Consider the following 17,927-nt stretch of genomic DNA (forward strand, 5'->3'; position numbering starts at 1 on the left):
GAGGTGGATCTGCATGGCAGTGGAATCCCTGCACGCCGGCGACGACGAGCACAGCCCCGAGCAGCCCCGGCCGACCGGCCTGCTGGACGTTCTGAGCGTGGCCGCGGTGGCGCTGGACACCCGGGGGCGCATCGTCTTCTGGACCCCGCAGGCCGAGGACCTGTTCGGCTACACCGCGGAGGACGTCCTCGGCAAGTACGCGGCGCGTCTGCTCATCCGGCCCGAACACCTGCAGGCCGTGGTGACGCTGTTCACCGAGGTGCTGGAGACCGGCCGGGGGTGGGCCGGCGCCTTCCCCGTCCGGCACAAGGACGGCAGCAGCCGGCTGACGGAGTTCCGCACCATGCGGCTGCTGGACGACCTCGGCGACGTGTACGCCCTGGGCATCGCGGCCGACCACACACTGCTCCAGCGTGTCGAGACCGACCTGGCCCTGTGCGAGCAGCTCATCAACCAGTCCCCGATCGGGCTCGCGCTGCTGGACCCCGATCTGCAGTATCTCCTGGTCAACCCTGCGCTCGAGCGGATCGACGGCATCCCCGCCGAGGACCACATGGGCAAGAACCTGCGGGAGACCCTGCCCTTCCCGGACGTCGACACCGTCGAGTCCGCGCTGCGTCAGGTGCTCACCACCGGCATCCCCCTGCTCGACCAGTACCACGTGGGCCGTCCCCCGTCCGATCCCGACCACGAACACGCCTGGTCGCTGTCCTTCTACCGGCTCGAGGATCCCGGCGGGCGGATCCTGGGCGCGGCCGCGTCGGTCGTCGACGTCACCGAGCGGCACCACGCGGCCGCCGAGGCCGACCGGGCCCGGCGGCGTCTCGCCCTCATCGCGGACGCCTCGACCCGCGTGGGCACCGCGCTGGAGGTGGAACAGACCGCCCGCGAACTGGCCGACATCTGTACGCCCGTGCTCGCGGACGTGGTCGCCGTGGAGGTCCTCGACGCGGCGCTGGCGCTGCGCCGTGCCCGCCGGCCGGACAACGGCCCGGAGCTGTTCCGCGCGCTCGCCCTCAAGGCGGCCCATCCGACCGTGGCGCTGCGCGCCGCCGAGGAGCCCGGCGACGTGGCCGCGTACGACGGTGACCGTCTGGTCACCCTGTGCGTCCACACCGGCCGGCCGGTCCTGGTGCGCCATGTCGGGGCGCGGGATCTGCGGCAGATGGCCCGGGATGCGGAGGCCGGTGCCCTCTTGGCGCAGGCGGGCGTGCACTCGTATCTCGCCGTGCCGCTGATCGCGCACGGCGAGGTGCTCGGTGCGCTCGATCTCAAACGCACCCGTAATCCGCTGCCCTTCGACGAGGACGACGTCGTCCTGGCAGCCGAGCTGGCCAGCCGTGCCGCCGTGGCCATCGACAACGCCCGCTGGTTCCAGAGCGTGCGCAACACCGCCCTCACCCTCCAGCGCAGCCTGCTGCCCGACCACTCGCCGCACCACACGGGCCTGGAACTCGCCTCCCGCTACCAGCCGGCGCAGGCCACCAGCGAGGTCGGCGGCGACTGGTACGACGTCATCCCGCTGACCGACGACAAGACCGCGCTGGTGGTGGGCGATGTCATGGGCAACGGCATCGACGCGGCGGCCACCATGGGCCGGCTGCGCACGGCCACCTGTGCGTATGCGGACCTGGATCTCCCCCCGGGCGCGGTGCTCCAGCACCTCGACAAGATCACCTGCGATCTGGAGCACTACATCGTCACGTGCCTCTACATGGTCTTCGACCCCCACACCCGGCGGTGCACGATCGCCAACGCGGGACACATGCCGCCCGCGCTCGCGCGGCCCGGCCACCAGCCGGAGTTCCTGGACCTGCCCGCCGCGGCTCCGCTCGGTGTCGGCGGCATCGCGTTCGAGACCACCACGGCCGAACTGGTCCCCGGCGACCTGCTGGTCCTGTACACCGACGGTCTCGTGGAGACCCGGCAGCATCCCATCGACGACCGCCTCGACGTCCTCCTCGGCTTCCTCGACGAGCCGCGCCGGCCGCTCGAGGAGACCTGCGACCTCCTGCTGCACGGCCTGCGCAATCCCGACGACCACGACGATGTGGCGCTGCTCGTCGCCCGGGCTCTGTAGAGCCGAACCCACAGGAGCCGGGGGCTCGGGAGCCCATCCGCTTGGTGCGGTTCGCCCGGCGGTGCGACGCTGGGTGGAGAGGTGTCCGAGGAGCGGAACCCAGGAGGGCCGATGGGACGGGACGTCCCGGCGCTCGTCTTCACCCGCGAGGACCGCCGCCGGTACCGGATCAAGATGCAGGAGTGCCTCGACGCCTTCGCACAGATGCTGCGCGATGCGCGGTTCGAGTCCGAACGGCCTCAGGTGGGACTGGAGATCGAGCTGAACCTGGTCGACGACCGGGGCGAGCCGACGATGCGCAACACCGAGGTGCTGGAGGCGATCGCGGACCCCTCCTGGTCCACCGAACTGGGCCGGTTCAACCTGGAGATCAATGTTCCGCCGCGCGGGCTGACGACGGGCGGTCCGGACTCCTGGGAGTCCGAGATCCGCTCCGCGCTCAACCACGCGGACGAGCGGGCGAGATCGGTGGGCGCGCGCCTGGTCATGGTGGGCATCCTGCCCACGCTGCGCCAGGAGGACATCGGCGAGGCGTCCCTGTCGGAGAACCCGCGCTACCGGCTGATCAACGACCAGATCTTCGCGGCCCGGGGCGAGGACCTGCGCATCGAGGTGGACGGCGTCGACCGGCTGCGGACCTACGCGGACACCATCACGCCGGAGGCCGCGTGCACCAGCACCCAGTTCCACCTCCAGGTGTCCCCGGAGACCTTCGCCGACTACTGGAACGCGGCGCAGGCCATCGCCGGGGTCCAGGTCGGGCTGTCGGCCAACTCGCCGTTCCTGTTCGGCAGGGAGCTGTGGCACGAGACCCGTATCCCGCTGTTCGAGCAGGCGACCGACACCCGCCCGGAGGAGATCAAGATCCAGGGGGTGCGACCGCGGGTGTGGTTCGGCGAGCGGTGGATCAACAGCGTCTTCGACCTCTTCGAGGAGAACCTGCGCTACTTCCCGGCGCTGCTGCCGCTGTGCGACGAACAGGACCCCGCGGAGACGCTGGACCGCGGGGACGTCCCCGAACTGTCCGAACTCACCCTGCACAACGGCACCATCTACCGCTGGAACCGGCCGGTCTACGCCGTCGCGCACGACCGTCCGCACGTCCGGGTGGAGAACCGGGTGCTGCCCGCCGGCCCGACCGTCGCGGACACGCTCGCCAACGGCGCCTTCTACTACGGGCTCACCCGCGCCCTGGTGGAGGAGGACCGCCCGGTGTGGTCGCGGATGTCGTTCGCGGCGGCCGAGGAGAACCTCCACACGGCGGCCCGGGACGGCATCGAGGCGCTGCTGTACTGGCCGGGCATGGGCGAGGTGCCGGTGCCCGAACTGGTCCTGCGGCGCCTGCTGCCCATGGCGCACCGTGGCCTGGCGCTCTCCGGCCTGGACGAGGCCTGGCGGGAGCCGCTGCTCGGGATCATCGAGCAGCGCTGCGTCACCGCGCGCAACGGGGCCGTGTGGCAGAAGGAGATGCTCCACCGCATCGACGCCACCACGCATGCCGGCCGCCACGAGGCGCTGCGGCGGATGACGCAGTTGTACATCGACTTCATGCATCTCAACGCCCCGGTCCACACCTGGCCCGTCGACTGAGGGGCCCTGCCCTCCCCTTGCGGATGCAGGCCGAGACGATCACCGGTCAGGCTCCTCCGGCGCTCGGCGGGGCTGAGGACGTACTCCGTGAAGTCGTGGGCATCGCCCGCCACCCTGTTCCCCGTGGCCGAGGCGGTGCTGCCGACGGTCCCGGGATGGACATAGCGTGCTGCCATGCGTGTCGACTACTCACCACAGTCCCTGGACCCGAGGTCGTTCTACAGTCTGCTCACCGCCGTGGTCGTCCCCCGGCCGATCGCGTGGGTCTCGACCCTCACCGCGGACGGCGCGACGGCCAACCTGGCCCCGCACTCCTTCTTCACCGTCTCCTGCACCCATCCGCCCATCGTCCAGTTCACGTCCGTCGGACGGAAGGACTCGCTGCGCAACGCCGAGGAGACGGGCGAGTTCGTCGTCAACTTCGCTCCCGAGCAGCTCTTCGCGGAGATCAACGCGACGGCGACCGACTTTCCCCGGCACGAGGGCGAGTTCGACGCGGTCGGCATCCGGCGCGAGCCGTCGCTGCGGGTGAAGCCGCCGCGCGTGGCCGCCTCCCCGGTCGCCCTGGAATGCACGCTGCACTCGACGCTGCGGCTCGGCAACTCGACGGTGGTGTTCGGCCAGGTCGTGCACGCTGCCGTCAGCGAGGACGTCCTGGTGGACGGCCGGCCGGACATCGGACTGCTGCGTCCCCTGGCCCGGTTGGGCGGCGACGAGTGGAGCACGGTGGGCGAGGTGCGCGAGGCGGCGCGCATACGGTACCGGGAGCGGACGGCCGGCTGAGGGTCGGCGCTTACGGCCCCGTAGCTCAGGCCTGGTCCAGTACGAGGACGAGCGGGATCCCCCGGCACGGCACCAGGCGCAGGCCGGCCTGCTCGGCGGGCGTGGCGTCGAGGAGCAGTGCGCCGAAGTCGGGGCCCTTGGTGAGGGAACCGGCCAGGTGGGCGGGGTCGGCGGAGGCGGCGACCCGGCCGCGGGCGTTCACCAGGCGGGCGGGCCGGGGCAGTTGCCGCAGCAGAGGGAGTACGGCCGCCTCGAAGTGCCGTAGGTACACATCGGCCGCAGCGACCCCGGCGAAGCCCCCCTCGATCTCGACCGGTGCGGACAGGGTGAGGCTGTACTCGTCGGAGCAGAGGTAGTCGACGTACGGTCCGGCCACGGCGCGGCGCCCGGTGTCGCGGGGCAGGGCGAACCAGTCCCAGTGCGTGTAGTCCGAGTACGCCGAGTGCCCGGGGTCGAGGTCGAGCAGCAGCGGTCGTACCTCGCCGTCGGTACCCGACTGCCACCACTCCAGCCAGGCGGGGACGTCGGTGAGCAGGCCGGGGGCCGCGACGAAGCCGACGCCGGAGACCAGTGCCTGGCGGGCCAGCCGGTGGTGCAGTCCGGGGCGCAGCGCGGCAAGGTCGGCGCTCGCGGGGCGCCGGTCCTGTGCGGCCACCTTCGCGAGCAGGGCCGCCGTGTCGGCCCGGGTGGCGGCGACGGCCTCGAACACCGTCTCCAGCGCGCCGCCCACCTGGGAGGCCACCCACGCCTCGGTGTCCGTGTCCAGCGTGGCGGCCGCCGAGGCGGCCTGCCCGGGGCTCCAGCCCATGGTGTCCTCCAGCGGGACGGGAACCGGACGCGGCGCGTTCAGAGGGTGAGGCGTACGGCGACGAGCCGCGCCGTGGACTCCCTGACGCACCGCTCGGCCAGCGTGCCGGCCGATTCGTGGGCCCCATCTTGCACGGACGAGATCACGGAGCGGTGACGGTCCGCGACTTCTTCACGATATTCGTCGCTCCCGAGGACCAGGCACAGCAGCGCACCCACCTCGCTCTGGAGGGCGACCTGCTCGCGGGTGAGCCGGGCGGACTGGGCGGCCGCCGCGAGTTCCACGTGGAAGCGGCCGTACAGGCGGCTGCGCGCCGCCGTCTCCTCCGCGTGGCCCAGCTCCTCGGCCGTACGACGCAGGGGGTGGAGGTCTTCGGGTTCCGTGCGCTGGGCGGCGAGGCGGGCGGCGGCGCCGGACAGGGCGGCCCAGTGGTCGCCCAGGTCGCGCAGTTCCTCGGTGCTCCAGCCGCGCAGCCGCGCCCTGAGCCGGTCGTCGGCGGGGACCTCGGGCAGGGAGACGAAGCTGCCGCCGCCGCGGCCCCTGCGGGTGGTGACCAGGCCCTGCTGGCGCAGGGCCATGAGGGCCTCGCGCAGGGTCACCGTCGACACGCCGAGCTGTCCGGCCAGTTCGCTCTCGCCGGGGAGCTGCTCGCCGTCGGCGAGGAGACCCAGCTCTATGGCGTCGCCGATGCGGCGGACCACGGTGTCCACGCGGGCCCGGTTGTCCACCGGGCTGAACACGGCCCTGCGGGCGCCGCTGCCCGTTCCCCGGGCGCCGCCGTCGATCTCGTGCTGCCTCACGGCCACCACCTTGTGCGTTGACTCAAGCTTTACCTTAAGGGGACCTTGAGCTTAGAACTATGACTTCATATGTTTGCGGTCAACTCAGAGCGCGCCAGAAAGGTTCCCGCATGGAGGGAATTGCGATCCGGCTGCAGGACGTGCGGAAGTCGTTCGGGGAGACGACCGCCGTGGCCGGGGTGGATCTGGAGATCCGGGACGGGGAGTTCTTCTCGATGCTCGGCCCGTCCGGTTCCGGGAAGACCACGGTCCTCAGGCTCGTCGCCGGGTTCGAGACGCCCACAGCGGGCCGGATCGAACTCGCCGGGCAGGACGTCACCGGCCTGGCCCCGTTCGAACGGGACGTGCACACCGTCTTCCAGGACTACGCCCTGTTCCCGCACATGACGGTCGAGCAGAACGTCGCCTACGGGCTCAAGGTCCGCAAGGTACCGAAGGCCGAGCGTCTCGTCCGGGCCCGCAAGGCCCTCGCCGAGGTCCGCCTGGAGGGCTACGGCCAGCGCCGCCCCGCCCAGCTCTCGGGCGGGCAGCGTCAGCGCGTCGCCCTCGCCCGTGCCCTCGTCGGCCGCCCCCGGGTCCTGCTGCTCGACGAACCCCTCGGCGCCCTCGACCTGAAGCTGCGCGAACAGATGCAGGTCGAACTGAAGGAACTCCAGCGGGAGGTGGGGATCACCTTCGTCTTCGTCACCCACGACCAGGAGGAGGCCCTGACGATGAGCGACCGCATCGCCGTCTTCGACCAGGGCCGCATCGCCCAGGTCGGCACCCCGGCCGAGATCTACGAACGCCCGGCGACCGCATTCGTCGCCTCCTTCGTGGGCACCTCGAACCTGCTCGAGGGCGAGGCGGCCCACCGGATCGTCGGCACGCCCGGCACGTACAACATCCGCCCGGAGAAGATCCGCGTCCTGAAGGAGTCCGCCGAGGCGGACGAGCCCGGGCACGCGACCGTCACCGGCACGGTCGCCGAGGTCGTCTACGTCGGCGACGCCACCCGCTTCATGGTCGACCTCGACGGCGGCGGCCGCCTCACCGCCCTCCAGCAGAACCTGGAGACCTCCCACGAGGACGTCGACGCCTACCGCGGCGCCCGGGTCCGCCTCCGGTGGCACCGCGGACACGCCGTCCGCATCCCCTCCTGACCCCAACTCCCCCGAACCCACCGCTCCGCGCAAGGCTCCCTCACCCATGGAGAACGTCGTGCGTCTCACCCGAACCCTCGTGGCCGCGGCCGGCACCGCCGCACTGCTGCTCACCGCCGCCTGCAGCTCCTCCGGCAACGGCTCCTCCGCCACCGGCCTCAACCCGCCCGACCTCAAGGCCCCGACGAAGCTCGGCACGACGGAGGGACAGGTCAACCTGATCGCCTGGGCCGGGTATGTCGAGGACGGCTCCAACGACCCCAAGGTCGACTGGGTCAGCGAATTCGAGAAGCAGACCGGCTGCCAGGTCAACTCCAAGGTCGCCGCCAGCTCGGACGAGATGGTCAAGCTGATGAAGACCGGCGAGTACGACGCCGTCTCCGCCTCCGGGGACGCCTCCCTGCGCCTGATCGCCTCCGGTGACGCGGCCCCCGTCAACACCGGCCTGGTCCCGAACTACAAGGACGTCTTCAGCGGCCTGAAGAACGGCGCCTGGAACTCGGTGAAGGGGCAGATGTACGGCATTCCGCACGGCCGGGGCGCCAACCTGCTGATGTACAACACCGCGAAGGTGAGCCCGGCGCCCACCTCCTGGTCGGCGGTCTTCGACGACGCCTCGAAGTACAAGGGTCACGTCACCGCGTACGACTCGCCGATCTACATCGCGGACGCTGCCCTGTATCTCAAGGCGACCAAGCCCGAGTTGAAGATCAAGGACCCGTACGCGCTCGACCAGAAGCAGTTCGACGCCGCCGTCGCGCTGCTGAAGAAGCAGAACGCGAACATCGGCGAGTACTGGAGCGACTATCTGAAGGAGGTCTCCGCCTTCAAGAGCGGGGACTCGGTGGTCGGCACCACCTGGCAGGTGATCGCCAACCTGGCCTCCAGTGAGGGCGCCGAGGTCAAGGCGTTCGTCCCGAAGGAGGGCTCGACCGGCTGGTCCGACACCTGGATGGTCTCCGCCAAGGCCAAGCACCCCAACTGCGCCTACAAGTGGCTCGACTGGATCGTCTCCCCCAAGGTCAACGCCCAGGTCGCCGAGTACTTCGGCGAGGCCCCGGCCAACTCCAAGGCCTGCGCGGAGACCAGCGACAAGAACTTCTGCACGACCTACCACGCCGCCGACGAGGGCTACTGGAAGAACATCGCCTTCTGGAACACGCCCATCGAGCAGTGCCTCGACGGCCGCAAGGACGTGACGTGCGTGCCGTATGCGAAGTGGGTGCAGGCCTGGACCGAGATCAAGGGCTGAGCCGTGACGAGTGAAGTGACGCCCGCCGCCGGACGGGGCACCGTCTGGCGGCTCGCCGGAGCGCTGCACACCAGACCCCGGCTCCGCCTGGCCCTGCTTCTCACGGCCCCGCTGCTGTGGCTGACCGTCCTCTATCTCGGCTCGCTGACGGTCCTGTTCGTCTCGGCGTTCTGGACGACGAACTCCTTCACCTCCCAGGTGGTGAAGGTCTGGTCGACGGACAACTTCCACGCCCTGTTCACGACCCCGGTCTTCCGCCAGGTGATCCTGCGCAGCGTCGGTGTGGCGCTCGCGGTGACCGTGCTGTGCGTCGTGATCGCCTTCCCGGTCGCCTTCTACACCGCGCGGGTGGCCCGCCCGAGGTGGCGCCCGCTGCTCGTGGTGGCGATCCTCACCCCGCTGTGGGCGAGCTATCTGGTGAAGGTGTACGCGTGGCGGCTGATCCTCTCCGAGGGCGGCCTCGCCGACTGGATGCTCAGGCCCTTCGGCCTGAGCGGCCCGGGCTTCGGGCTGCCCGCCACCGTGCTCACGCTGACCTACCTGTGGCTGCCGTACATGATCCTGCCGATCCACACGGCCCTCGAACAGCTCCCGGCCAACCTGCTCGACGCCTCCGCCGACCTCGGCGCGCGGGCCGGCCGCACCTTCCGCTCGGTGGTGCTGCCCATGGTGCTGCCGTCCGTGGCCGCCGGCTCCGTGTTCACCTTCTCGCTGAGCCTCGGCGACTACATCACCGTGCAGATCGTCGGCGGCAAGACCCAGCTCATCGGCAACGTCGTGTACTCCAACATCGAACTCAACCTGCCCATGGCGGCCGCGCTCGGCACCGTCCCCGTCGTCGTGATCGTCCTGTACCTGTTGGCGATCCGCCGTACGGGCGCCCTGACCAGCCTGTAGGAGGAGAGCGCCATGCATCTCAGCCGCACCGCGCGCACCGCCCTGCGCATAGGCGCCGCACTCGGCTTCGCGGTGATCTACGTCCCGCTCCTGCTCGTCCTCGTCAACTCCCTGAATCCCGACCGCAGTGCGAGCTGGCCACCGCCGGGGCTCACCCTGCACTGGTGGTCCGTGGCCCTGGACAACTCCGGTGCGCGCGCGGCTGTGTGGGTGTCGGTGAAGGCGGGTCTCGGTGCCACCGCCATCGCGCTCGTTCTCGGCACGCTCGTCGCGTTCGCGGTGGCCCGGCACCGCTTCTTCGGCCGCGACACGGTGTCCTTCGTCGTGGTCCTGCCGATCGCGCTGCCCGGCATCGTCACGGGCATCGCCCTCAACTCGGCCTTCGGCACCGTGCTGGCGCCGCTCGGCGTGGGCCTCGGGCTGTTCACGGTGATCATCGGCCACGCCACCTTCTGCATCGTGGTGGTCTTCAACAACGTCGTGGCCCGGCTGCGCCGTACGGCCTCCTCGTACGAGGAGGCCGCGATGGACCTGGGCGCGAGCACCTTCCGTGCCTTCGCGGACGTCACCTTCCCGCTGGTCCGCTCCGCGCTGCTGGCCGGCGCCCTGCTCGCCTTCGCCCTGTCCTTCGACGAGATCGTCGTCACCACCTTCACCGCGGGGCCCGGCATCGAGACCCTGCCCATCTGGATCTTCGGCAACATGACCCGGCCCCAGCAGGCGCCCGTGGTGAACGTCGTGGCCGCCGTCCTCGTGCTGCTGTCGGTGATCCCCATCTACGTCGCCCAGCGGCTGTCCGCGGACACGGCGACGACGAGCCGGGTGTGACCGGCGGCCACGGTTCCCTGCCGCGTGGGCGTGCGGGCCGCCCGGCCGGCCTCGGCGGCGGCCCGCTGCGGGCTTTCGTAGGCTGAGGGTGCCCGAGACTCCTCAGGGAGGTGTTCCCGCAGGCGGGAGACGGTCGTGATCGAACTGGCCGCGGCGTTCGCCGTCGCGGGAGCGGCGAGCAACGCCGTGGGCACTGCGTTCCAGCGCAAGGCGGCCGCCGCGAGCCGGCGCGGCGGGGTGCGGATCCTGGCGGAACTGATCCGCCGGCCGGCCTGGCTGCTCGGCATGGCCGGTGTGATCGGCGCCGCGCTGTTCCAGAGTCTGGCGCTGGTCAACGGGCCGCTGGCGCTGGTGCAGCCGCTGTTCATCCTGGAGCTTCCCTTCGCCCTGCTCGTCGCCGGGCCGCTGATGCACCGCCGGCTGCCCCGCTCTGGCTGGCGGGGTGTCGGCGGCGTGGTGACGGGCCTGGCCGTCCTGCTCGCCTCGGCCGCCCCGCACGGAGCCACCGACCAGGCGCGGCTCGTACGCTGGGTCCCGGCGCTCGGCCTGTGCCTCGGGGGGATGACCGCGGCGATCCTGCTGGCCGGCCGGGGGCAGGGGGCGGTGCGCCGTGCCGCGCTGCTGGCCGCCGCCTCCGCCACGGGCAACGCCCTGACCGCCGCGCTGCTGAAGTCGGCCACCGGGACTTTCGCAACCCACGGCTTCCTCGCCTTCCTTCGGTCCTGGCAGACGTACGGATTCGCGGTCATGGGCATGGCCGCCGTGCTGCTGCTGGAGAACGCGCTGCAGGCCGGTCCGCTGGCCGCGGCGCAGCCCGGGCTGACCATCGGCGACGCCATGGTGAGCCTGGCCCTGGGCATGACCCTGTTCGACGAGCGCATCCGCACGGGCTGGTGGCTGGCGGCGGAGGTGTGCGGGGCCCTGCTCATCGTCGTGGGCGTGGTGGCGCTCAGCCGGGCCGTACAAAACTTGACTGTCCGTTAAGTCCGGCAAAGAGTAATCGGTCCGGCATGGTGCCGAATAAAGACCTCGCAATGCTTTCTGTGGACCACACGAACTGTTAACGGTCCGCGTTGCGAAGGTTTCCCTAAGTCAGTGATAGCATCCCCGCGTCTGCAACCTTGGTCCACTCCGCTCAGCCGCCGTATTGAGATCGGGCCGGTTCTCGACACGACGGCGGCCGAGTCGTACCAAGCGGTCGTGCCACGGATTCCCCCGATCCGTTCGCCGACGACTGCAGGCTACACATAGGAAAGGTTTCCATGAATCGAGACGCACTCGTCTGGTGCCTGGTTGCGGTGACGGCCATCGCCGTGGCCGCAGCCCTGGTGCTCCGTCGCCGCAACAAGGCCATAGCGGTGAAGAAGCAGCAGGCAGAGGCCGCCCTCACGCAGCGGCTGACCGAGGCCGACAGCCAACTGGCCACCTTAAGAGCCGAGTTGCACCAGCACCGGGCCGAGCACGACAAGACGATCCAAGAGGCCGAAGAGGCGGCGGAGGAGAGCACCAAGGCCGTTCTCAAGGGTTCCGCACGCTTTCTGCAGAGCCTTGCAGCGGAACAGCTCACGCTGCTCGAGGAAATCCAGCGCAAATACGGCGGCCATTCCGTTCTGGGTGATCTGCTGGAAGTAAGTCACGCGAATGCGCAGATGGCCCGCAAGGCCCAGGGCATTGCCGTGATGTGCGGTGCTCCGCTGGGCCGTCGCAATAAGCCCGCGAGCGTTTATGACGTGGTGCGCAGCGCCCAGGGCCAGATTCGTAATTTCCGGCGCGTCGAAATCATGCAGCAGACCGGTTTTGCATTGAAGGCGTCCGCCGTTTCTCCGGTCGCGCTCGCCGTCGCCGAACTTCTCGACAACGCTGCCAGCTTTTCGCAGCAGGGTTCGCCGATCGAGGTCACTTTCCAGCGGGTGCAGAAGAACCTCTGCATCGTCATCGACGACGCCGGTGTCGGTATGAACGACGAGGACCGGCAGAAGGCCTCCGCGCTGCTCTCCGGCGACTTCCGCCCCCGGCTTTCGCACCTCGGAAACCAGCCGAAGTTCGGCTTCCCCGTCATCGGCCTGCTGGCACAGCAGTACGGATTCCGGGTGGACGTGACGGGTGTCTCCCGCTACGGCGGCGTGCGCGCCGTCGTGTTGCTGCCGGAGGAGCTGTGGACCGAGGAGGAGGCGGCACCGGCCGAGGACTCCCAGGTCAGCGGGATTCGCGGCACCGTCGGGCGGCCGGAGCCCGTGGCCCGTACCGCACACGGCCTGCCGCGCCGGGGAGCCCGCCAGGTGCCCATCGCCAGCGTGTCCGACCGGGACACCACGGCGTCGCCCGCCGCCGCGTCCCAGGAGGCCGGCCGCGCCGCGGGCCGCAGCCTCGGAGCCTTCCAGCGCGGCACCGTCTCGGGCCGCAACCTCGCCTCGGCGCCGTCCGAAGGGTCCGATGACGCATGACCACAGACCTGTCGTGGATGCTCGAGGACATCGTGCACAACGTGCCGAAGGCACGTCACGCCGTCCTGCTGTCCGCGGACGGCCTTCCCCGGGGCTCGACCGACGGCATGGCCCAGCAGGACGTGCGGACGATCTCCGCCGCCATGGCCGGCATGCAGTCGCTCAGCAGGGCGACCTCCCACTTCGCCGGGCCGGGGGGAGACAGGCAGTGGAACCAGACGATCATCGAGTTCACGCACGGCTGGATCTTCCTGATCGGAGCCGGCCAGGGAGCCTACCTGGCCGCGGCCGCGGCGCCCGACGTCGACATGCAGCAGATCTCCTTCCGTATGCACCGGCTGGTCGCCCGGCTCGGCAGCAACCTCACCTCGCCGCCGCGGGTGAGCGCGGACGCCGCCGACGGGCAGTCGGGCCGGGCCCGGGCGGAGCAGAACGGGGCGGGCGGCCCGGGCATCCCGATCGCGGACCTCGACGCGGTGGTCGCAGACGTCCAAGGCGCCCGGCACGCCGTGCTGTTGGGCTCCGACGGTCTGCCGCGGGGTGCCACCACGGGCATGAGCCAGGATCTGGCGGACACCATCTCGGCGGCCATGACGGGCATTCACGCCTACAGCAGGGCCACCTCGCAGTTCGCCGGTGCGGGCCAGGACGCGCAGTGGCGGCAGACGGTGATCGAGTTTCAGCACGGCTGGATCTTCCTGATCTCGGCCGGCCGCGGGGCGTTCCTGGCCGCGGCCGCCGAACACGATGCCGATATCGAGGAGTTCACCACCCGGCTGCATCAGGTGGTGCCCCGGCTGAGCGCATATATGGCACCACGCGGGGAGGCGAGCCGTACGTGAATGACGAGCCGGATCAGGAACTGGAGCTGACCTCCGCATTAGTCCCGCTCTTCGTGATCACGAACGGGCGTGCGCTGCCCCCGGACAATGCCTACGAGCGCACGACCCTGGTCTCCGCTCAAGAGGGTGTCCCGGCTTCGGCTCGCACGCTTTCCCCGGAGGCGCGGCAGGTTCTGGAGCTGGTCACGGACGGCTTTCTCTCCGTAGCCGAAGTGGCCGCCCACACGCATCTGCCGCTGGGGGTCGTGCGGATTCTCCTGGCGCAGATGGAGGAGAGCGGTCTCATCATCGCGCGGAAGCCCGTGCCCCGCGCCGAACGTGTCGACCGAGAAGTGCTCAACGCCGTACTCGACGGCCTCAAAGCCCGATTCGGAGCGTGATTCGTGTACCTGGATTCAGGTGTCCTCACGGCGGTGAAGATCCTCGTGGTGGGGCACTTCGGGGTCGGGAAGACCACGTGCATCGGCAGCATCTCCGAGATCGAGCCGCTGCAGACCGAAGAGGAGATCACCGAAGCCAGCGTGGGTTTTGACGACCTGTCGGGGACTCCGCACAAGACCACCACGACGGTCGCCATGGACTTCGGCCGCCTGACCATCAGCGACGAGGTGGTGCTGTACCTCTTCGGCACGCCCGGTCAGGAGCGCTTCAAGGAGATGTGGGAGGAGCTGTCCCGGGGGGCGCTGGGGGCACTCGTCCTCGTCGACCCCGAGCGGCTGTCGGAGTCTTTCGCCGTCCTCGACCTGGTCGAGCGGTTCGGCCTGACGTACGCCATCGGCGTCAACCACTTCGACGGCACGACCGACTACCCGCTCGCGGAGATCCGCGAGGCGCTGAACCTGTCCGACCGGACGCCCGTGGTCGCCTGCGACGTGCGCGACCAGCAGTCGTCGGCGCAGGCCCTCATCACCCTCGTCCACCATCTACTGTCCCTTCTCGACTAGGAGCCTCCCCCACATGACGCAGCGTCCCGGCATACAAGGGCCACCGCCCGGCTGCCCTGCGCACGGCAACGTCCCGCTCTACGGCCCCCACTTCGGCTCCGATCCCGACGCCACCTATGAACACCTGCGCAGTCTCGGCCCGAGCGCGCCGGTCGACATCGCTCCCGGGGTGGAGGTCGAGCTGGTCACCAGTTACGACGCCGCCCTGTACATCCTGCAGAACCCCGCTTCGTTCCTCAGGGACTCGCGGCGCTGGCGGGCGCTGAACGAGGGGCGGGTGCCCGAGGACAGCCCGGCGCTGCCGATGATGGGGTACCGGCCCAACGCGCTGTTCAGCGACGGAGCGGCGCACGCGCGCCTGCGCCAGGCGGTCACCGACAGTCTGGCCACCGTCAACGAGATCCAGCTGGTGCGGCAGACCCAGCAGTCCGCCGACTACCTGGTCAGCCGGTTCAGCTCCGACCGGCTCGGACAGGCCGAGCTGATGGCCGAGTACGCGCAGCCGCTGCCGCTGCTGGTCTTCAGCGACCTGTTCGGATGCCCGCCGGAGATCGGTGACCGGGTGATCGTCGGGATCAGCGGCATCTTCGACGGCACCGCTGGCGCGGACCAGGTGCTGGCCGAAGCGCTCGGCGAGCTGATCGCGCTCAAGCGGCGCCGGCCCGGAAGCGACCTGACGACCCGTCTGATGGAGCACTCCGCGCAGCTGACCGACGAGGAGGTGCTGCACCAGCTGGTGACACTGCTCTCCGGTGGCACCGCACCCCTGTCGGCGACGATCGGCACCAGCAGCGCGCTGATCCTCGGCGAGGACTGGCAGACCGGCCTGCCGGTCGAGGACGCGGTGGGCCAGGCCCTGTGGAACTATGCGCCGATCGCCAACTACGCGGCCCACTACCCCGTCCACGACGTGGAGTTGGGGGGCCGGCTGCTGCGGGCGAACGACCCGGTGGTGATCTCCTTCGCGGCCGCCAACACCGATCCCCGGCTGGCGGAGCACCGCGAGCAGCTCAGCGCCAAGGCCCATCTGTCCTTCGGGGCGGGACCGCACGCCTGCCCCGCCAAGGACCCGGCCTTCGTGATCGCGGTCACCGCCGTCGAGTCCCTCCTCAACCGGCTTCCCGACATCGAAGTCCGGGTGCCCTTCAAGGACTTGAGCTGGGTGCCCGCTCCCTGGAGCCGCTCCCTGGTGGCCCTGCCGGTCCGCTTCACGCCGCGCACCATGGCGCCGGTGCAGACCTCGCAGCCACAGGCGGCCGCGCCCGCCCCGCACCGTGCCCCGGTCCATGTGGCCCAGACACCGGTGCCGGCCGCGCCGAAGCCCAAGCCCGGCCTGTTCAGCCGCTTCCTCGCATGGACGAGGGGAGAGTGACGTAGGCAACTCGCCACCCGCATAGTCATCTCGTATGTATCAGCCGACGGGGGGGTATGCATGGCGGCTGATACGTGAGAGTCAGAAGGGGACATCGTGGAGATTGCGATAACTCCGCCCGTCGACCGGCGATTTGCCGTTTCGCTGTTCGCGCGCTTACGGACCGCGAAGGGCCAGGCCAATCCCTTTCCGATCTACGCGGAGCTGCGGTCGAGGGGCGGAGTCGTCGCAGCCCCCTGGGGCGGGCACCTCGTCACCGGCTTCGACCTGTGCGACCAGGTTCTGCGCAGCCGCGACTGGCTGGAGCCCGATGCGCGCTGGCGGGAGCAGCAGGGAGACGGCACACGCTGGACGGCTCCCTCCTCGCGCGAGATGAGCAGGACCCTGCCGGCGCTCAACCCTCCGGACCACACCGTGGTACGCCGGTCGGCGGGCATGTTCGACCGCGCCTCCATGGAGCAGCTGCGCGGGGCGGTGGGCCGCATCACGAGCAGGCTCCTCGACACGCTGGCCGAGCGGCTGCACGACGGCGAGGCGGACTTCAACGCCCTGGTCGCCGAGGAGTTGCCGGTCGCCGCGATCGGTCACTGGCTCGGGCTGCCGGCCGCCGACTTCCCCCGGCTGCGGGAGCTGACCCATGACCAGGTCTTCACCCAGGAGCTGCTGCCGTCGGCCAGCCAGCTGGCGAAGTCGGACGCGGCCACGGCCCAGCTGCGCACCTACTTCATGGACCTGGTCCGCGCTCGTCGGGCCCGTCCCGGCGACGACCCCGTGTCGCGGTGGATCGCGGTGTGGGACGAGCTGGAGAGCGACCGCGACAAGGCGGACGAGGCGGTCTACTTCCTCGCGCTGTTCGTGCTGCTGGCAGCGCTGGAGACCACGGCCACGCTGCTGTCGCAGATGACGCTCCTGCTGCTGGAGCACCCCCGGCAGTGGGACTGGCTCACGGTCCATCCCGACCTCGTGCCCGCCGCCGTCGAAGAATCGTTGCGCTACGACCCGCCCACCCATGTGATCAGCCGCGTCTCCTCCCGGGACACCGTTCTGGGCGGCGTCGAGGTCCTCAAGGACGAGATGGTCCATCTGATGGTCGGGGCGGCCAACCGCGACCCGGCCAAGCACGAGGACCCCGAGCTGTTCAACCTCCACCGCAAACCGGCGCACCTCGCCTTCAGCGGTGGCATCCACTACTGCCTCGGCGCGCCCCTGGCCCGCATGGAGGCCCAGACCCTGCTCCACCAGCTGCTCAGGCGCTTCCCCCGCCTCACCCTCGTACGCAGGCCGTCCTGGGCACCCCGTGTGGCCTTCAGACGCCTGCTGAACCTGGACGTCGCCCTCTCATGAATGACATGCTCACGACCTCCCCCCACTTCCCCTGCAAGGCGCTGCACGTCGAACAGGACGGGCCGGTCCTCCGGGTCCGCCTCACCCCCACGGCACAGGACAGCACGCTGACCGTCGCCGCCCTCGACGACCTCGCCGCCCTCCTCCACAGCCTCCACGACCGCCCCGACATCCGGCTGCTGCTCCTGTCGTCCGCCGGCGAGGACTTCTGTCTCGGCGCCGATCGCGACGAGTACCAGGCGGCGCTGGCCGAAGACCCGACCGGAGCGGCCATGCGCCGGATCGCGGACAAGGCCCACCGCGTGTGCGACGCCCTGGAGAACACACACGCCGTCACCATCGCCCGGCTCCACGGCAAGGTCGTCGGCGCCGGCCTCGCCCTCGCCTCCTTCTGCGACCTGCGCGCCGGCGCCGACAGCTGCCGGTTCCGCATGCCCGAGATCGGCCTCGGTCTGCCTCCGGCATGGGGCGGGGCGATGGGCCGGCTGATCGTCGAGGGCGGAGCCGCCCGGATCCGTGAACTCATGCTCACCTGTGAGACCTTCGACGCGGCCACCGCACACCGGATCGGCCTCCTGCACAAGGTCGCCCCGCTCGAGGAACTCGACGCGGCCGTCAACGCGTGGATCAGACCGCTCGTACGACGCTCACCCGAGGCCCTCACCCTCACCAAGCGCATGTTCGCGGGCTACTCGCGGGCCAACCGCACCGCGGACGTCGCCCTGCTCGACGCGCACCTCCTGGCGGCCCAGCTCGCCCAGTCCCGGCCCCGGCGCGTGGCCGAGCACTCCTAGACGAATG

The 17,927-nt window shown here is 70.4% G+C and carries 17 protein-coding genes; 15 read left to right on the forward strand and 2 right to left on the reverse strand.

Annotation, left to right across the window (positions count from 1 at the left end; genetic code table 11):
- Window positions 1-13 precede the first annotated feature (13 nt).
- The 3 genes from ACZ5DS_RS18830 to ACZ5DS_RS18840 all read left to right on the forward strand — a co-directional run bounded on the left by ACZ5DS_RS18830 (window position 14) and on the right by ACZ5DS_RS18840 (window position 4,453).
- Window positions 14-2,080, forward strand: coding sequence for a SpoIIE family protein phosphatase (locus ACZ5DS_RS18830; protein ID WP_468239625.1), 2,067 nt, complete (start codon window positions 14-16; stop codon window positions 2,078-2,080).
- 111 nt (window positions 2,081-2,191) lie between these two features.
- Window positions 2,192-3,670: a glutamate-cysteine ligase family protein gene (locus tag ACZ5DS_RS18835; protein ID WP_468239627.1), complete on the forward strand. Its 1,479-nt coding sequence runs from the start codon at window positions 2,192-2,194 to the stop codon at window positions 3,668-3,670.
- Between the two features lie 174 nt (window positions 3,671-3,844).
- Entirely contained in the window at window positions 3,845-4,453 is a 609-nt protein-coding gene (locus tag ACZ5DS_RS18840; protein ID WP_468239630.1) for a flavin reductase family protein, read from the forward strand.
- 25 nt (window positions 4,454-4,478) lie between these two features.
- Here the strand turns inward: ACZ5DS_RS18840 and ACZ5DS_RS18845 are convergent, their stop codons facing one another.
- Both ACZ5DS_RS18845 and ACZ5DS_RS18850 read right to left on the reverse strand, forming a co-directional pair.
- Window positions 4,479-5,261: a cache domain-containing protein gene (locus tag ACZ5DS_RS18845; protein WP_468239632.1), complete on the reverse strand. Its 783-nt coding sequence runs from the start codon at window positions 5,259-5,261 to the stop codon at window positions 4,479-4,481.
- A 38-nt stretch (window positions 5,262-5,299) separates the two neighbouring features.
- The gene (locus ACZ5DS_RS18850; protein WP_468239634.1) at window positions 5,300-6,061 is read right to left on the reverse strand and encodes a FadR/GntR family transcriptional regulator; all 762 of its coding nucleotides are present in this window, start codon (window positions 6,059-6,061) and stop codon (window positions 5,300-5,302) included.
- Between the two features lie 110 nt (window positions 6,062-6,171).
- On the opposite strand from ACZ5DS_RS18850, the gene ACZ5DS_RS18855 reads away from it, so the two are divergent.
- From ACZ5DS_RS18855 to ACZ5DS_RS18910, 12 genes are all read left to right on the forward strand, one after another.
- Window positions 6,172-7,203, forward strand: a complete 1,032-nt coding sequence (locus tag ACZ5DS_RS18855; protein ID WP_468239636.1) for an ABC transporter ATP-binding protein — start codon at window positions 6,172-6,174, stop codon at window positions 7,201-7,203.
- Window positions 7,204-7,261: 58 nt separating this feature from the next.
- A complete protein-coding gene (locus ACZ5DS_RS18860; protein WP_468239640.1) occupies window positions 7,262-8,455 on the forward strand; it encodes an ABC transporter substrate-binding protein in 1,194 nt (397 codons plus the stop codon).
- Window positions 8,456-8,458: 3 nt separating this feature from the next.
- Entirely contained in the window at window positions 8,459-9,352 is an 894-nt protein-coding gene (locus ACZ5DS_RS18865; RefSeq protein WP_468239642.1) for an ABC transporter permease, read from the forward strand.
- A 12-nt stretch (window positions 9,353-9,364) separates the two neighbouring features.
- Entirely contained in the window at window positions 9,365-10,180 is an 816-nt protein-coding gene (locus ACZ5DS_RS18870; RefSeq protein ID WP_468239645.1) for an ABC transporter permease, read from the forward strand.
- Window positions 10,181-10,315: 135 nt separating this feature from the next.
- Window positions 10,316-11,164: a DMT family transporter gene (locus ACZ5DS_RS18875; protein WP_468239647.1), complete on the forward strand. Its 849-nt coding sequence runs from the start codon at window positions 10,316-10,318 to the stop codon at window positions 11,162-11,164.
- A gap of 278 nt (window positions 11,165-11,442) precedes the next feature.
- Window positions 11,443-12,624, forward strand: coding sequence for an ATP-binding protein (locus ACZ5DS_RS18880; RefSeq protein ID WP_468239649.1), 1,182 nt, complete (start codon window positions 11,443-11,445; stop codon window positions 12,622-12,624).
- On the forward strand, window positions 12,621-13,466 hold the full coding sequence (locus tag ACZ5DS_RS18885) for a roadblock/LC7 domain-containing protein (RefSeq protein ID WP_468239652.1): 846 nt from the start codon (window positions 12,621-12,623) through the stop codon (window positions 13,464-13,466). Before ACZ5DS_RS18880 ends, ACZ5DS_RS18885 begins: the two co-directional genes overlap by 4 nt.
- The gene (locus tag ACZ5DS_RS18890; protein WP_468239654.1) at window positions 13,463-13,846 is read left to right on the forward strand and encodes a DUF742 domain-containing protein; all 384 of its coding nucleotides are present in this window, start codon (window positions 13,463-13,465) and stop codon (window positions 13,844-13,846) included. Before ACZ5DS_RS18885 ends, ACZ5DS_RS18890 begins: the two co-directional genes overlap by 4 nt.
- A 3-nt stretch (window positions 13,847-13,849) precedes the next feature.
- Entirely contained in the window at window positions 13,850-14,410 is a 561-nt protein-coding gene (locus ACZ5DS_RS18895) for a GTP-binding protein (protein WP_468239657.1), read from the forward strand.
- 13 nt (window positions 14,411-14,423) lie between these two features.
- Complete coding sequence (locus ACZ5DS_RS18900; protein ID WP_468239659.1) at window positions 14,424-15,782, forward strand: cytochrome P450 family protein; 1,359 nt, start codon at window positions 14,424-14,426, stop codon at window positions 15,780-15,782.
- Between the two features lie 96 nt (window positions 15,783-15,878).
- Window positions 15,879-17,126: a cytochrome P450 gene (locus tag ACZ5DS_RS18905; protein ID WP_468239661.1), complete on the forward strand. Its 1,248-nt coding sequence runs from the start codon at window positions 15,879-15,881 to the stop codon at window positions 17,124-17,126.
- Window positions 17,123-17,920: an enoyl-CoA hydratase/isomerase family protein gene (locus ACZ5DS_RS18910; protein WP_468239664.1), complete on the forward strand. Its 798-nt coding sequence runs from the start codon at window positions 17,123-17,125 to the stop codon at window positions 17,918-17,920. Before ACZ5DS_RS18905 ends, ACZ5DS_RS18910 begins: the two co-directional genes overlap by 4 nt.
- Window positions 17,921-17,927 lie beyond the last annotated feature (7 nt).

The organism is Streptomyces sp. NPDC031100, assembly GCF_055570785.1.

Excerpts from the sequence above, each read along its gene's own strand:
- ACZ5DS_RS18830 (WP_468239625.1), top strand. The coding sequence starts at position 14 with ATGGCAGTGGAATCCCTGCACGCCGGCGACGACGAGCACAGCCCCGAG.
- ACZ5DS_RS18835 (WP_468239627.1), top strand. The coding sequence starts at position 2,192 with ATGGGACGGGACGTCCCGGCGCTCGTCTTCACCCGCGAGGACCGCCGC.
- ACZ5DS_RS18840 (WP_468239630.1), top strand. The coding sequence starts at position 3,845 with ATGCGTGTCGACTACTCACCACAGTCCCTGGACCCGAGGTCGTTCTAC.
- ACZ5DS_RS18845 (WP_468239632.1), bottom strand. The coding sequence starts at position 5,261 with ATGGGCTGGAGCCCCGGGCAGGCCGCCTCGGCGGCCGCCACGCTGGAC.
- ACZ5DS_RS18855 (WP_468239636.1), top strand. The coding sequence starts at position 6,172 with ATGGAGGGAATTGCGATCCGGCTGCAGGACGTGCGGAAGTCGTTCGGG.
- ACZ5DS_RS18870 (WP_468239645.1), top strand. The coding sequence starts at position 9,365 with ATGCATCTCAGCCGCACCGCGCGCACCGCCCTGCGCATAGGCGCCGCA.
- ACZ5DS_RS18880 (WP_468239649.1), top strand. The coding sequence starts at position 11,443 with ATGAATCGAGACGCACTCGTCTGGTGCCTGGTTGCGGTGACGGCCATC.
- ACZ5DS_RS18885 (WP_468239652.1), top strand. The coding sequence starts at position 12,621 with ATGACCACAGACCTGTCGTGGATGCTCGAGGACATCGTGCACAACGTG.
- ACZ5DS_RS18900 (WP_468239659.1), top strand. The coding sequence starts at position 14,424 with ATGACGCAGCGTCCCGGCATACAAGGGCCACCGCCCGGCTGCCCTGCG.
- ACZ5DS_RS18910 (WP_468239664.1), top strand. The coding sequence starts at position 17,123 with ATGAATGACATGCTCACGACCTCCCCCCACTTCCCCTGCAAGGCGCTG.